The 14,163-nt window shown below is 55.1% G+C and carries 13 protein-coding genes and 1 tRNA gene; 11 read left to right on the top strand and 3 right to left on the bottom strand.

Annotation, left to right across the window (positions count from 1 at the left end; genetic code table 11):
• Positions 1 to 3 precede the first annotated feature (3 nt).
• The 7 genes from cbiB to V3C19_RS04605 all read left to right on the top strand — a co-directional run bounded on the left by cbiB (position 4) and on the right by V3C19_RS04605 (position 4,841).
• The gene (cbiB, locus tag V3C19_RS04635) at positions 4 to 1,005 is read left to right on the top strand and encodes an adenosylcobinamide-phosphate synthase CbiB (RefSeq protein WP_130083473.1); all 1,002 of its coding nucleotides are present in this window, start codon (positions 4 to 6) and stop codon (positions 1,003 to 1,005) included.
• Positions 1,002 to 2,042, top strand: coding sequence for a nicotinate-nucleotide--dimethylbenzimidazole phosphoribosyltransferase (cobT, locus tag V3C19_RS04630; RefSeq protein ID WP_130083472.1), 1,041 nt, complete (start codon positions 1,002 to 1,004; stop codon positions 2,040 to 2,042). Before cbiB ends, cobT begins: the two co-directional genes overlap by 4 nt.
• A 16-nt stretch (positions 2,043 to 2,058) precedes the next feature.
• A complete protein-coding gene (gene cobS / locus V3C19_RS04625) occupies positions 2,059 to 2,802 on the top strand; it encodes an adenosylcobinamide-GDP ribazoletransferase (protein WP_130083471.1) in 744 nt (247 codons plus the stop codon).
• Positions 2,799 to 3,611, top strand: coding sequence for a cobamide remodeling phosphodiesterase CbiR (cbiR, locus tag V3C19_RS04620; protein ID WP_295934419.1), 813 nt, complete (start codon positions 2,799 to 2,801; stop codon positions 3,609 to 3,611). The genes cobS and cbiR overlap by 4 nt, the downstream gene beginning before the upstream one ends.
• Positions 3,595 to 4,173 carry a bifunctional adenosylcobinamide kinase/adenosylcobinamide-phosphate guanylyltransferase gene (locus tag V3C19_RS04615; protein ID WP_295876931.1) on the top strand — a complete coding sequence of 193 codons (579 nt, stop codon included), beginning with the start codon at positions 3,595 to 3,597 and terminating at the stop codon, positions 4,171 to 4,173. The genes cbiR and V3C19_RS04615 overlap by 17 nt, the downstream gene beginning before the upstream one ends.
• Positions 4,174 to 4,397: 224 nt before the next feature.
• Positions 4,398 to 4,520 (top strand): hypothetical protein, encoded by a 123-nt coding sequence (locus V3C19_RS04610; protein WP_262714640.1) that lies wholly within the window; start codon positions 4,398 to 4,400, stop codon positions 4,518 to 4,520.
• 238 nt (positions 4,521 to 4,758) lie between these two features.
• Positions 4,759 to 4,841 (top strand) — tRNA-Leu (locus V3C19_RS04605).
• A gap of 184 nt (positions 4,842 to 5,025) precedes the next feature.
• Here V3C19_RS04605 and V3C19_RS04600 read toward each other — a convergent pair.
• From V3C19_RS04600 to V3C19_RS04590, 3 genes are all read right to left on the bottom strand, one after another.
• On the bottom strand, positions 5,026 to 5,316 hold the full coding sequence (locus V3C19_RS04600) for a hypothetical protein (protein WP_130083468.1): 291 nt from the start codon (positions 5,314 to 5,316) through the stop codon (positions 5,026 to 5,028).
• Positions 5,317 to 5,526: 210 nt separating this feature from the next.
• Complete coding sequence (locus V3C19_RS04595) at positions 5,527 to 6,714, bottom strand: hypothetical protein (protein ID WP_130083467.1); 1,188 nt, start codon at positions 6,712 to 6,714, stop codon at positions 5,527 to 5,529.
• Between the two features lie 1,277 nt (positions 6,715 to 7,991).
• Positions 7,992 to 8,630 carry a hypothetical protein gene (locus tag V3C19_RS04590; RefSeq protein WP_149874364.1) on the bottom strand — a complete coding sequence of 213 codons (639 nt, stop codon included), beginning with the start codon at positions 8,628 to 8,630 and terminating at the stop codon, positions 7,992 to 7,994.
• A gap of 1,023 nt (positions 8,631 to 9,653) precedes the next feature.
• Here V3C19_RS04590 and V3C19_RS04585 point away from each other — a divergent pair.
• From V3C19_RS04585 to V3C19_RS04570, 4 genes are all read left to right on the top strand, one after another.
• Complete coding sequence (locus tag V3C19_RS04585) at positions 9,654 to 10,703, top strand: substrate-binding domain-containing protein (protein WP_161981658.1); 1,050 nt, start codon at positions 9,654 to 9,656, stop codon at positions 10,701 to 10,703.
• Between the two features lie 415 nt (positions 10,704 to 11,118).
• Positions 11,119 to 12,363, top strand: a complete 1,245-nt coding sequence (locus V3C19_RS04580) for a 6-phosphofructokinase (RefSeq protein WP_130083464.1) — start codon at positions 11,119 to 11,121, stop codon at positions 12,361 to 12,363.
• Positions 12,364 to 12,523: 160 nt separating this feature from the next.
• Entirely contained in the window at positions 12,524 to 13,459 is a 936-nt protein-coding gene (locus tag V3C19_RS04575) for a hypothetical protein (RefSeq protein ID WP_130083463.1), read from the top strand.
• An 80-nt stretch (positions 13,460 to 13,539) separates the two neighbouring features.
• Positions 13,540 to 13,827 carry a putative quinol monooxygenase gene (locus tag V3C19_RS04570; RefSeq protein ID WP_130083462.1) on the top strand — a complete coding sequence of 96 codons (288 nt, stop codon included), beginning with the start codon at positions 13,540 to 13,542 and terminating at the stop codon, positions 13,825 to 13,827.
• The last annotated feature ends 336 nt before the right edge of the window (positions 13,828 to 14,163 follow it).

Genomic DNA, 14,163 nt, shown 5'->3' with positions numbered 1-14,163 from the left:
CCCATGATTCCGTGCCTCCTGCTGCTGCCCGCGGCCCTGCTGCTGGACATCCTCTTCGGGGATCCGCCCAACCGTCGGCATCCCGTCTGCCTCATCGGCTGGTGCGCGCGCCGTCTCGAACCTGAGGCGCGGCGTTTGTGGGGAGGAAGTTTCAAGGCCGGCATGCTGGCGGCCCTGGGTGTCTGCGCTGCTGCGGAATGCGGGCTATTCCTGCTCTTTCTTCCCTTCTTCACGCTTTCCTCCCTGACGGCATCTCCCTGGCTGCCGTGGATTCCCGCCGTTCTGGCCGTTTACATCTGCATGGCCCCGCGCGGACTGGCGGAACATGCGGCGCGGGTGGCCTCCGCCCTGCGCAGAGAAAACGGAGAAGAAGCGCGGCAAGCCGTCTCCATGATCGTTGGGCGCGACACGGAACGGCTGGACTCCCGCGGCGTGGCGCGGGCCGCCATCGAAAGCGTGGCGGAAAATTTGATGGACGGCGTCTTTTCCACCTTGTTCTGGGCCGCCGCAGGGTGTTTGATAGGGGGCGCTCTCGGCGCGGCCGCCGCCGCGCTCGTCCACCGCGTCTTCAACATCCTGGATGCCATGTGGGGAAAGAAAAACGAACAATACAGACACTTCGGCACCTTCGCCGCCCGCACGGACGACGCCCTCAACTTCATTCCCGCCCGTCTCATCCTGTCCTGCATTTCCCTGGCGGCCCTGTTCCTTCCGGGCGCCTCCTCCTGCCACGCGCTCACCGTGGGCTGGACCTTCCGCCGCGCCCACGCCAGCCCCAACTCCGCCTGGAGCGAGGCGGCCTTCGCCGGGGCGCTCGGACTCCGCATCGGCGGCCCCGTCTCCTACAAGGGCATGCCCGCGGACTATCCCTGGATAGGCTCCGGACGGAAAGAAGCCACGGCCGGCGACCTGGACCGCGCCATACGGCTCATGTGGCTCACTACGGCCATGGGCACGCTCCTCTTCTCCCTCATCCTTGCCCTTCCCCACTTGCAACCATCATGAACAAACTGCACATACCCCCGCTGGACGAACAGGCCGCCAAGGCCGCCCTGGAACATCAGAAAATCCTGGCCAAGCCGCCGCTTGCGCTGGGAAAGCTGGAACCGGTAGCCATCCAGATAGCCGCCATGACCGGCAACCCAGCTCCGCGCCTGAAAAACAAGGCGGTGGTTCTCTTCGCCTCCGACCATCACATTGCCGACCACGGCCTCAGCCTGACCTCCACGGACGTAACGTACATCCAGACGCGCAACTTCCTTCAGGGAGGGGGAACCATCAATGCCTTTACGCGCAATGCCGGAGCACGCCTGACCGTGGTGGACGTGGGCGTGAACTACGACTTCGGCGACCTGCCGGGCCTCGTCAAAAGAAAAGTCATGCACGGCGCCAATGATTTCAGCAAAGGTCCGGCCATGACCCGGGAGCAGGCGCTGGAATGCCTGCAAGTGGGCATTGACATCGCGCGGGAGGAAAAAGCCAGGGGGCTGGACATCGTGGCCGCCGGGGAAATGGGCATCGGCAACACAACGCCGTCCTCCGCCATTGTGGCCGTTCTCACGGGAACCCCGGTGGAAACGGTGACCGGGCGCGGCTCCGGCGTCAAAGGAGAAGTCATCCGCAAAAAAATAGAACTCATTGAACGGGGAATCGCCCTGAACAAGCCGGACCCCGCCGATGCCATCGATGTGCTCGCCAAGGTGGGCGGCCCGGAAATAGGGGCCATGGCGGGGCTGATGCTGGGGGCGGCATCCCTGCGCGTTCCCATCGTCATCGACGGTTTCATCGCCGGGGCCGCGGCGGCCATTGCCCAGGGAATCCGCCCGGAGGCGGCCCGGTACTTCCTCGGCTCCCACAACTCCGCGGAACCTGGGCACAAACTCATCATGGACCACATCGGGGTCACCATGTACATGGACCTGGGCCTCTGCCTGGGAGAAGGCACGGGCGCGGCCCTCTTCTTCCCCGTGCTGGACGCCGCCACGCGGGTTCTTTCAGAAATGAAGACCCTGCCGGAACTGGACATCACCGTACCCCGCTAATACTGTACCTCTCCAGATGACCGTCATCACCGCCATCCGCTCCGCCTTCGGCTTCCTGACCCGCCTGCCCGTGGGGCCGTGGCCCCTGCAAAACAACCTGAACGGAATTTCCGCGTGGCTTCCGCTGGTCGGCATTGTGGTGGGCGGACTGGTCGGAGGACTCACCTTCCTTTCTTCCCTTCTCTTTTCCCCCCTCCTCTGCGGGGTCATCGGCTGCGCCTGCTGGGTGGCCGTCACGGGCGGTCTGCATCTGGACGGCGTGGCGGACTGCGGGGACGGCCTCCCGGTGGAAGTCACGCGGGAACGCAGGCTGGAAATCATGAAAGACTCCCGGCTGGGCACCTTCGGCGGAACGGCCCTCTTCTTCAATCTGGCCTTCAAGGCGGCCGCCCTGGCCGTGCTGGCGGCCTCCGGTTCATGGCTTCTCCTGCTCACGGCCTGCATTCTGGCCGGACTCCTGGCCCGCAGCCAGATCTTCATCGCCATGCGTTTTCCCGGCGCGCGGCCCGGCGGCATGGGGGAAGCCTTCAGGCAGGGCACGCGTCCCGTCCACGCCCTGATTGCCGCCGCCGTCACCCTGGCCGCCTGCGTCCTGGCAGGCTGGTCCGGCCTGTATGCCCTGGGAGCCGCCCTGGCCGGTTCCCTGGCCCTGCTCCTGTATGCCCGGCACAGGCTGGGCGGCGTCACCGGGGACGTATTCGGCTGCACCGTGGAATGCACGGAATGGATTGTACTGCTTACCTTCTGCACCGCCCTATGACCCCGCATAAATGCAGCGTTCCCGGCCTCAACATCGGCTGCACCTCCTTCATCATCCCGGACTACTACGTTCCCGCCGTCAGGGAATGCGTCCGTTACGCGGACGATATTGCCCTGCTCCTGCTGGAGGCGGGAAGCAAGGGGGAAAGCCTCATCACCCCCGCGGAAATCAGGGAACTGGGCCGCATCGCCAGGGATGCGGGAGTAACGTGGAACATCCACCTGCCGACGGACGGAGGATTCGCCACGCCCGAATCCTCCCTCCGGTACACGGAAAACATCATCCGCACCATTGAACTCACCCGGGAACTGGAACCTCATACCTGGGTCATGCACGTGGTCACAGACCACATCCCCGGACCGGACATGCGTCCGTACCTGACGGAGGAGGAAACGGAAAGAATCCTCCGCTCCCTGGAGCAAATCACGCCCTATCTGCCCGCACCGGAATACCTGGCTCTGGAAAACCTGGAACGCCATCCGACAGACTATCTGGACGGGCTGGTCGCCGCCACGGAACATTCCCGCTGCTTCGACATCGGCCATGTCTGGAAGGAAGGGCTGAAACCGGAGGAACTCCTTCCCCTCTGGCTGCCGGACATCCGCATGTGCCATCTGCACGGACTGGAAAAAAGGGACCATAAATCCCTACACCACATGCCCGCCCCCGTGCTGGACGCCCTGCTCCACCCCATGTGGGACATCAGCTTCCCCCCCCTCATCACGCTGGAAGTATTCAGTCTGGATGACTTCCTGAACTCCCACCAGGCCATACTGGAATCCTATCAACGCCATGTCTCCAAACACTGACACCTCCAGCCCCCGCATGACGCTCGTCGTAGGGGGCACCAGAAGCGGCAAAAGCCAGTACTCTGAAAAAATCGCCTCCGGATTCGGGAAAAAAATCCTGTATGTTGCCACGGCGGAAGTCTGGTCCGGCTCCGGCTCCCTAGAATACCGCATCCTCAAGCACCGTGAACGCCGCCCGCAGGAATGGCCCACGCTGGAATGCCCGCGCAACGTGGCCGCCACCGTGCAGGCGTCCGGTCTGCTGGAACAGGTGGACGGCGTCATTCTGGAATGCGTCACCCTGCTTGCCTCCAACATCCTGTACGACCAGAAGGACCCTGCGGAATACCTTCCGTTCCAGGATGCCCTGATCCGGGAAATAGAAGCGTTGAAGGAACTCATTTCCCGGTCTCCCGTACCGTGGGTGCTCGTCTCTTCGGAAACCGGCATGGGCATTGTCCAGCCGGACCCGGAAACGCGCCACTACTGCGACGGTCTGGGCATCGCCAACCAGCTTCTGGCAAAAAGCGCGGATGAAGTCTACTTCATGGTGGCGGGGCTCCCCGTCACCGTGAAAAAGTGACTGATGCTCAACTCTTCAGCGCAATATACCTCAATACTCCCGGACAAATCCTGCCCAGCAGGAAATAGATGCCGCTGAGAAAAACACGCCCGCACAAGTCATACTATTCACAGAACTGTGATGAGTGGAAATATGCTGGATCATCGTGAAAAGCATGTCCAGAGTCCGCATAATCTCCATCCTTGGACTTTACTCCATTACCTGCACCGGATAAGGACGGTCTGATGCCCGCACTCTACCACCGCGATCTGCGCGGAGAAAACAGCGTGGGCATCGACGGCTACTTCACCTATGGCCTCATGGACAACGACGCGGACGGCACGCCCAGCTCGTCAACGCCGGGCTGAACTGGGCCATCTCCGGCGCCTGGAGCGCCGGGGCCTTCTATCATCTGGAATGCCGGGAAAACATGACCAACCAGAACGTCACCGCCACCGTGCGCTATTCGTTCTGATTATTTTGAAAAGTCACACGGAGGGAATCCACAGCGGATTCCCTCCGTTTTTCCGAAACGGCCCCACATTCATTCCACAGTAAATTCTTGACTCTCTCTGCCGGTTGATGCTTAATCCCTGCACTGCATATGCCGACGTGGCGGAATGGTAGACGCGCTCGACTCAAAATCGAGTTCCAAAAGAGTGTGGGTTCGAGTCCCACCGTCGGTACCAACTTTTCCATATCGCAAGTTACTGTTTATCAGTGCTTGCGATTTTTTCTTTCTTGAAAGTGCAAGACAGATTGCAAGACACGAAAACGGGTTTTAAAGGCATTGTCTTGCAGGGAAAGGGTATCAAAAGCCCTCCCCCGTGTGAACAGGAGAGGGCCGGCAAGTGTCTCCGTGCAGGAAACGGTTCAGACAAGGCCGACGAGGCGGTTGTACTTGCGGTTGGCTTCCATGTGCCGGGGATGGGGCGGGTCATCCAGAGCGGCATAGTCCGGGTGGTTGGGATCCGTGAGCATGGCGTGGGCTTCTTCCGCGTTGCTGCGGCCAGGAGCGGCGTTCTTAGCACCCACAAAGGAGTCTTCCCCAGTGGCGCTCATCAGCGCGTGCAGGAGCTTAAATCCCTTGGGGGATTGCAGTGGAGCCATGTCTTCCGCTGTGAGTCCCGCCTTGACCTCCGTGCGGTCCGGCGTCACGTCCACGGAGTGCCCGCAGCCGCCCAGCAGCGCGGACGCCGCATAGGCCGCCCCCCGCCAGGACCACCCACAGGAGGCGTTCCCACCATTTCAGGCCGGTTTTGGCTTTGCTTTTTTCGTAGGCATCTTTTATGCCCTGCTTCCCCGCCTCAAGGGCGGCCTTCTTTTGTTCTTCCCTGATGTTCATATATTTCTATTCTTGTAAGATATTCATAGTCATTTTGCCGGCCAATTATCGAAAACGCCCGTGCTAGAATAACGCTCCAATCCGCTATGAAGAATATTCGCTCGCCCAACAACCACACTATGTTTCAACGTATCGTTTGCCCAAAACAAAACTCCGGCTCTGAAACCGTATGCAATTCCCGTATACTCGGCAATTTTAATCCATTTCCTGGAATTATGGGTATTGTCAGCCATAATCACCACACTGCCGTTCCTGCTCCCCGGCACGCAAACGAATTTTTTATATGTGGAGAAATTTTCCCCACCATAAGCGGGCCATTGGATCATATCGTGGTAGTTATCCCGAAATACATGCAAATGCTGATTAGTCACCATAAAAACTTGGAAATCGAGTCCCTTAAAATCTGGCTTGAAATCTGGCGATATCACTTCATCATAAGGATGGTGGTGCAAATTAAAATTGGTATCATCCCCAAAATTCCAATAACATGCAACTCCCGCGAGCTGATGATTGCTCGTGCAGCCAATAGTGCTCACTCCCGCGGAAAAAACATCCGCGCGCGGGCTAAACTGAGCAAAACCACCCGGCAAGTCGTTATTTCTCAGATTGTAATTGATACGTCGCCTGCCTGAATCGGTTCCATTTACAAAGGAAAAAGATTCAACATTGTCGGACTTTTTTGAAAATCCTTGACTATCTTCATCGTGTACGTCGCCAAGAAGCGCATAGGCATTGTCCATTTCGGCGGCAGCCAAAAGCTGCAACAAAGATAGCCCATTTATCGTCAAATCATTATTGACTGCTATAGGCCCATTGAACGTTTCAGTTCCCTCGTGCGTGTTGTCGCCCGTGAAGGTATTGGACGCTCCCGGAATGTTGCTTGCAGCATTCCAAGCAGTACGTTCTTCCTCCGTGATGTGCACGGTTGTGTTCTCGGTGTGCTCGTCCAGCCCATCCTGCGTGGCCACCACGGCTCCCTTCGTATTCCGCGCATTCCATTTCTCCTTTTCTTCCTGGCTGACATGAACCGTCGTGTTGGTTTCGTGGGCCGTGAACGTGCCCGTATCCACCTTGCCGGAAAGGGAGGACGCATCCGCCTTGGCATTCCAGGCAGTGCGTTCTTCCTCCGTAAGATGTATCGTCTTATCTTCTGCATGGCCGGCAAAGTCACTCTGCGCTGCCACCAGAACTCCGTTTACTGTATTAATGCTATTCATTATTATTTATTGTTTGTTATAAAGTAGTTGAACAACTCCACTGCCGTCCCGTCCACGATCGTGAACTGCGAATAATCCCGACTGGAGATAAGCCTGCGTCCTCCCCTGGGCATTGACTGCTTCCACGGTCAACATGACTGCATTCCTGGATTCCAGAGATAGTTCTCCTTCCTCCACAGGCGAGCTGATGATCCGGTCCGGCCATACCGCTATTTGAATTTTTTCCGATTCTCTGGATAAAACGTCAATGTGTGAAACCACTTCAAAAAAGTTTCCGTCTGTTTCACAGAAATATCATCCTGTGTGAAACGTTGTGACTGACAAATCCGTCTCCATCCGGGAAAATGGCCGGCATGATGAACTTATCCCATACACCGGGCGTGGGGAGCTGTATCTGTAATTTTTCTTTATCCCTATTTTCCAATCAGTTAATTGTGCTGTATAAGTCTGTATTATTCGTCCAGAATAGCCTCTCCATAGTAACGCAGCGTATTAATAACGTCCTCCCATTCCCTTTTGGCAAATATAAACTCCTATCAGAAATTTCCCCGGACTGGACCAAACCAAAGAACTCCGGAAGAATCTTGTAGGAAGCGAGGTACTCGGTTCCTTCGTCAAAACCCGCCGGCCACGCCCTAGAATACTTTGCAGTACCAGGCACGGCCATTCTCCCTCAATCCAAAAATCTGTGGAATGGAAAAGGAATGGCTGGAATGGGTAATAAAACCGGGCGCCCGATCCCATCGGGTCAGCCGAACAAACACGGTGTATTGATTGCCAGAGGATACACTGATCCTGGCTTCAATCCATACTTCACATAATCTTCAGGTACGGCAAAGAGGCCTTCATCCAATTTCCTGTAATCCGGACTGAAAACAATATTGCTGAAAGCAAGTGAAACAAAATTATTATTCCCGGCCAAGATCCCACGAAATAGGAATGACACAGCTGGTCAGACCTTATAGGAGTTGTTCTCGCAGTCTCGACTTTCTCCCGGCACAAGTTATTGTTTATCAGCAATTGTAGTTTTTACTTTCAGACACTGCAGTACATGGAGACTATTTTTATCAACACTAAACCGGGATATATGCGGAGATGAAAGGCCCTTCCCTGCGTGAACAGAAAAGAGCAGCAAGAAAGTGTCTCCATGTTCAAAACGGAGCAGACAAGACTAGAGACGGCTGCATTTACCGCTGGCTTCCGTATGGATAGTATTCATGTCGTGTAAAGTATCGGTTCTTTCTACATGGAATATGACATGAATATGGAAAAGGACGTCATGATTTTATAACGCCTGAGGATACCATAACACCTGTCAAGAGACTAAGCGATCCGTCAGCCCAGTGGGAACCGTCTTGGTGGCCCAAGTAGAATGTGTTCACACGCACAGAAAAGTATTGTGAGTTAACTGCTACGCCATCCTTCCCGGAAATCGTGACACCTGAACAGGCGTCGCTTAAAATGATATTGCCCTCCGTTTCCACCACAAAGGCGCGTCCGTTTACTCGAACAAAACTCTCGCCTTCTCCCCCCAAATAAATATCACCTTCACGTGAGGCCAGTACGGGAAAGCCTTTCTCATTGCGCAAATTGATCGGCCCCTGGTAATTGCCCAAATCAACCGTAGATCCATGTGCAGCCACATATTCGGCAACATATGTCTCCATCTCGGCACGCGAAACGCTGCTGGCCGCTGCGGAGTTCCATCTTTCACGCTCTTCATCGGTGATATGAACCGTAGCATCGGTCTTGTGAACCGTAAAGGTATCCACATCCACTTTGGATGCCAGTTCGGAAGTATCCGCCTTGGCATTCCATATGGTACGTTCTTCTTCTGTCAGATGAATGGTTTTGCTCTTCGCATGATTGATAAAATCACTCTCTGCTACCAGCGGAATTCCATTTACCGTATTCATTCTCTTCATGATTATTTTCTATTATTATTATAAAGTAGTGGGAAAACACCACGCCCGCTTCATCATCATGGCAGATTCCGAATAATCCTCATCAGTGAAAAGTATATCCTTTTCCTGAATCGATTGACTCGACTAACTGATAGAATTAATTGGTTCACTGGTTTCTGAAAGGGATTCTTCCCTTCCGGTGTTAAAATTATCTTGAATCAGCCAAATTCAGACTTGGAATGCTTTCCATTCGCCGGATGAAACGGCATGGAGTAATGCCACTTCTCTAAAAGTCTCTGTCTCTCCCGCGGAAATATCATCCTGCATAAAACGTTTATGCTGGATGAATCTGCAGGACTGCACTTATTCAAATAAAAAACTGTAAATTCACTTCGAATGCGGGAAGCCACTCAAATTTCCCAGGACTTCAGCAATTCCCGGCGCAAACATACCGTGCAATCTTTAATGGCCGTGATAGGCCACGTCTCTTTTTTTGACAGCCTCCTCACCACATGGAAACGCTGTATCATGATGTCCGTTCTCTTCTCCATCTTCAGCTGCCGTCCCGGGCCTTGAGCAGAATGGACTTCACCGGGATAGTTGCTCTAAAATCAGATCGTGCAAATCCCCTTGGAAAAGCCATGTCTGGAAATCGTTCAAAAACGGAACTATCTGCGCAGGTAAAACACAAATTAGGGACAAATAATTACAACACTCTTGAAATAAGAACATTAAAAATAATTTCACTTCATTTCTCTTTTTCCCAAGAGATATAGTAATTCATTAAACAAAAACATTATAGGGAATTTCCCGGGAATTCTCTACCGAATAAAAAAGACCAGACTCCATAATAATCTGAATATTTGACAGAGAAAGAATGTCTTATCAATATGCGGACGACGCAGACAGGCCTTTCCTGCCTTCCCGGCTCAACAAATGGCTCGAATTCCCGTGTTTCAAGAAGTACTAGAAGAATATATGAATCCAGCACCAGCCCTTTCATTGGCAGAAAATGTGGCCAATAAAATCAAGCAAATGATTCTTAGCGGAAGCCTGGTCAACGTATTGCCCGGAGAGCGGGAGCTGGGCAACAGATTATCCGTGGGCCGGGAAACGGTCAGGAAGGCATTGACCATTCTGGAAAAAGAAAACTGGATTGCCCCTGCACGGATCAAGGTGCCGAGACGTATTCTGAAAGCCGCCACAGACAACATGGGGCCGGACGCCTGCTCCTTCCCTGCCCAGGAAAAGAAAGCCACGATCGGTTTCCTGACCTCCCAGCCGCTTAAAAGACTGGCGCAAAGCGTCCTGGTAGAAGTGTACACCATCCTGAAAATTCTGGAGGAAGACGGAATCAGCGTGCGCATCTTTGAAGCTCCCTGGCTTCTGGGCAACAATCCGGACAAACGGCTTGCCAAGCTGGTAGGCAAATCGGAATGCGTCTGTTGGATTCTCCACCGTTCCTCGGAGCAATCCCAGCTCTGGTTCAAGACGCACGGCATTCCCTGCATTGTCCGCGGCACTTCCTATCAAAGCAGCAACCTGCCCTATCTGGACCGTCACTGGGCCGCTACCACCCATCATGCGGCACGGCATTTATGGAACAAGGGGCACAGAACCGTAGGGCTGTGCCTTCCGCCGGACCCTTTGAAAGGCCATCACCTGATGCAGAAAGGCTTCTTCGGTTTTTCGGAACAGGGCTGGAACCCCGTCCTGATTCCCACTCCGTTTGAAACCCCCGCTTTCTTCGAACACCTGACCAAGGCTTTCAAGGAGCATCCGGACATGTCCGCCCTAGTGACTACGCGCGGCAACCAGATCATTCCCATCCTTTCCTATGTGGAGGCCCGCCAGTTGAGTATTCCCGGCCAGCTCAGCCTGGTAAGCCTGACATATGAGCCTTTCATGGAACGGCTGTTCCCCGCCATTACCTATTACGAGGAAAATTCCACCAAAACGGTCCACAAGCTCATCCGGATGCTCCGTTCGCTGATCTCCGGCAAACATCTCAAAAACATCTCCGTCATTCCGGAACTCCATCCGGGGCAGTCCGTCATCCAGCGGCCCGTGCCGGCATCCTCCTGACCGTCTTGTGCCCGCTTTCGCTCCTGTAAAAGCCGGGCAATTAAGCGGCCTGTCCCTGCCGGCTGTTAAAAAGAAAAAAAGCGTCCGTCTCCCTACCGGATGCGGCGGCAGGCTCTCCACATCCATCATGCCCCGTTTCCGGTACGGGGCATGATTCAGACCACGGAGCTCCTCATCCCGTTCTCCTGCGGCACTTCCCTTTACCAAATGCTTTATCCTCCTCTGAAAAAGGAGCGGAAAAGTCCCGGCGCCCGCTAAATCCCGCATTTTCCGGCATTGCGGAAACATACCCCGGAGACTGATAATGTTTGACATCCATCCGGGGTGCGGATAGGGTCAAACTTGATTTTGTTCCCGGCGCGGAAACACGGCGGCGGAGGCGAAAACAGGCACTTCTCTCATCCAACATTCCTCCATGAACGCATTAAAAGGAGCATGCATCATCGGGCAGTCCGGCGGTCCTACCGCCGTCATCAACGCCAGCGCTTTGGGAGCCATCCAGGCAGCCCTGCAATGCGAGCATGTTACGCACGTGCTGGGAGCCGCCAACGGTATTGAAGGAGTGCTGAACGAACGCCTGTACGACATGGTCCAGGAAGACCCGGAAGAACTGGAATTGCTGAAATACACCCCAGCATCCGCCCTGGGTTCCTGCCGCTACAGGATGGCTGATCCCTCCGTGGACGATGCGGACTACCGCCGTCTTCTGGAAGTGTTCCGCAGGTATGGCGTGCGTTATTTTTTCTACAACGGCGGCAACGATTCCATGGACACCTGCAACAAGATTTCCAAATTCATGCAGCAGTCCGGGTATGAATGCCGCGTCATCGGCATCCCCAAGACTATCGACAATGACCTTTACGGCACAGACCACTGCCCGGGGTTCGGTTCCGCCGCCAAATTCATAGCCACTTCCTGCATGGAAGTGCACCAGGACTTGCGCGTGTACGACAAGGGGCGCGTCACCATCGTGGAAATCATGGGCCGCCATGCCGGTTGGCTGGCCGGCTCCGCCGCTCTGGCCACGTATGCCGGAGCCGGCCCCGACCTGGTTTACCTGCCGGAAGTCCCGTTCAACATGGAAGAATTCTGGCAGGACGTCAATGACATTTACCAGCGCAAGGGAAGCTGCATGGTGGCCGTCTCTGAAGGGGTACGGCATGCGGACGGCCGTTTCATTGCGGAATCAGGGGATAAGGATGTCTTTGGCCACACCCAGCTGGGCGGACTGGGCGCCATGCTGGCGGAATCCGTCAAAAGGCAGACCGGGGCCAAGGTCAGGAGCATTGAACTCTCCCTGCTCCAGCGTTGCGCCTCCCACGTCGCCTCCAAAACGGACATTGAGGAAGCCTACTTGGCCGGAAAGGCCGCTGTGGAAGCGGCTGTGGCCGGACAAACGGACAAGATGGTGGCTTTCGAGCGGAACACGGAAAAAGGACAGTACGTCTGCAAGACCAAACTGATCGGCCTTACGGACGTAGCCAACGTGGAAAAACTGGTGCCGCGCGAATGGATCAATGCCCGCGGCAACGGAATGGAGCAGCCGTTCATCGACTATGTTCTTCCGCTCATCCAGGGGGAAACGTGCATGCGGAAGGAACATTCCCTTCCCCGCTTCGCGAAGCTCAAAAAAATCCAGGCGGAACCGGTCCGGAACTGACAATTTTCCTTTTCCTCCGGTTTTTTCCTTATAAGGGAGGAATCCGGAACACATCCAGTCGTTCCGTACCCCGGAGCGGTCCTTTCCCCGTACCCCTTTTCCAGTAACCGGGCGCGGAGCCAGTTACAAACGATACAATGCGCAAGCATCATCAGCCTCCATGCCTGACTACCTGTTTCAGCATTTTTACTCCACTCTGGCCATCATCGCTTTCCTGCTCGCCACGCTGATCCTCCACCACTACAGCAAACGCGGCAGGGAATGGATTCCGGTACGCGCCGCCCCATCCGGCTGCCTGGCGTTCGTCATCCTGCTTACGGTACTGACCTTTCTCGCCTCATGTCTTTTCTCCGCCATTCGCACGGGGGAAACCTGGGAAGAAGCGGTTTTCATGCTGGCACGGCTGCTGGCGCTGGCGGGGGCCTTGGCCGTTATCTCCCGGCTGACGAACTATTACATGCGCCGTGACGGCATCAAAGACACGCTGAATCCAGGAGAAAGCGCGTCCTGGCTGGCCTACCGCCTCCGGAACCGGGGAATCTGCCTGTTTCTGCTCATCGGCGTCATTATCTTTATCATCGACTTCTTCACGATTTCACTCCCGGTTCCGGAACTGCCGCCGGGCTCCCCATTCCTGATATCCACGCCCGTTCCCCTGCTGGAGGAAAATGCTCCGGAAGTCCGCATTTCCTCGCGCGTCACCAACAGGTTCTTTGGAGAAAGCGATTTTGATCTGGTCGTCCGGGACACGAATGGACGCAGACACGTTTTCCCTTCCATCCTGATCAACCCCGGAGGAGCAAGCGCCATCACCATCTACAGACTGCGGCCTGCCGGAGACCGGAAGGACAGCAGCCTTATCTTCACCAATGAAATCCAGATATGCCTGCTCAATCTGGCTACAATGCAGGTCAAGATGCTGAGAGGCTCTTCCTCCAATTATCCGTCTGCGGAACCGGAGGACCTGCACGGCCCGGACATTGAAAACCGCCTGGAAATCATAGGACTCTATCGCGGACACTCCTGCATACCCGGAGTGGAATACACCCAGGAGACACGGGCCAAACTGCTGAAAAACCTTCAGGAGGTGGAATAATGACCGGAACGTCCCAAAAGGATGATTGACACTTCGTCCCCCGCCCCCTTACTCTGCCGGAAGTCAAATTATTGACAGCCATGATTAAAATCACTGCCAAAAGCATCGTCAAAGCAGGAGCCAGGGACCAATTTATCGCTACAGCAAGGGAACTGGTGGAAAAAAGCCGTGCTGAAGCCGGCAATATCTCCTACCACCTGTACGAGGACATGGACGATCCCGATATCCTGACTTTCATTGAAGAATGGAAGGACCAGGCGGCCGTGGACGTCCATGCGGATTCCGAACACTTCCAGCACATCATTCCTCTGCTCAGCGACATGGCGGAAGAAGCCATTGAGATTTCCCTGTACCGGGAAATCCTTTAAGGACTGAAACGGACCATTGGGGCTTTTTCAAGAGGAACTTTTCAGGGACGGGAAAATAGGCAAAAAAAAGGCGCGGAATGCGCCTGCAGACGGTTAGAAGCCGGTTTCGCGGCAGGGCAGTATAAAAAAACCTTACCGTCCCGAACAGGTCTTTGAACGTGACACGAAGCCCCTGACCATGCAGATTGGAAGGCTGGGTAACAAGTCTGAATGTCTGCACCTGACTGTTACGCTTTGCCCTTAATCCTGTTCCCCGTTTTCGGCGGCGAAATGCCACGTCAAAATCCTGCTTGTCAATGATTCCAGGGTGGATTTTTTTCGCTCCCTTTGCGGAAA

Origin of the sequence: Akkermansia sp. AE01SA01 (assembly GCF_036417395.1) — a bacterium.
Lineage (GTDB): Bacteria > Verrucomicrobiota > Verrucomicrobiia > Verrucomicrobiales > Akkermansiaceae > Akkermansia.
This window is presented reverse-complemented; position numbering and strand designations above follow the sequence as displayed.

Excerpts from the sequence above, each read along its gene's own strand:
- V3C19_RS04590 (WP_149874364.1), bottom strand. The coding sequence starts at position 8,630 with ATGAATACGGTAAATGGAATTCCGCTGGTAGCAGAGAGTGATTTTATC.
- V3C19_RS04570 (WP_130083462.1), top strand. The coding sequence starts at position 13,540 with ATGATTAAAATCACTGCCAAAAGCATCGTCAAAGCAGGAGCCAGGGAC.
- V3C19_RS04615 (WP_295876931.1), top strand. The coding sequence starts at position 3,595 with ATGTCTCCAAACACTGACACCTCCAGCCCCCGCATGACGCTCGTCGTA.
- V3C19_RS04585 (WP_161981658.1), top strand. The coding sequence starts at position 9,654 with ATGATTCTTAGCGGAAGCCTGGTCAACGTATTGCCCGGAGAGCGGGAG.
- cobT (WP_130083472.1), top strand. The coding sequence starts at position 1,002 with ATGAACAAACTGCACATACCCCCGCTGGACGAACAGGCCGCCAAGGCC.
- cbiB (WP_130083473.1), top strand. The coding sequence starts at position 4 with ATGATTCCGTGCCTCCTGCTGCTGCCCGCGGCCCTGCTGCTGGACATC.
- V3C19_RS04575 (WP_130083463.1), top strand. The coding sequence starts at position 12,524 with ATGCCTGACTACCTGTTTCAGCATTTTTACTCCACTCTGGCCATCATC.
- cbiR (WP_295934419.1), top strand. The coding sequence starts at position 2,799 with ATGACCCCGCATAAATGCAGCGTTCCCGGCCTCAACATCGGCTGCACC.
- V3C19_RS04610 (WP_262714640.1), top strand. The coding sequence starts at position 4,398 with ATGCCCGCACTCTACCACCGCGATCTGCGCGGAGAAAACAGCGTGGGC.
- V3C19_RS04580 (WP_130083464.1), top strand. The coding sequence starts at position 11,119 with ATGAACGCATTAAAAGGAGCATGCATCATCGGGCAGTCCGGCGGTCCT.
- cobS (WP_130083471.1), top strand. The coding sequence starts at position 2,059 with ATGACCGTCATCACCGCCATCCGCTCCGCCTTCGGCTTCCTGACCCGC.
- V3C19_RS04595 (WP_130083467.1), bottom strand. The coding sequence starts at position 6,714 with ATGAATAGCATTAATACAGTAAACGGAGTTCTGGTGGCAGCGCAGAGT.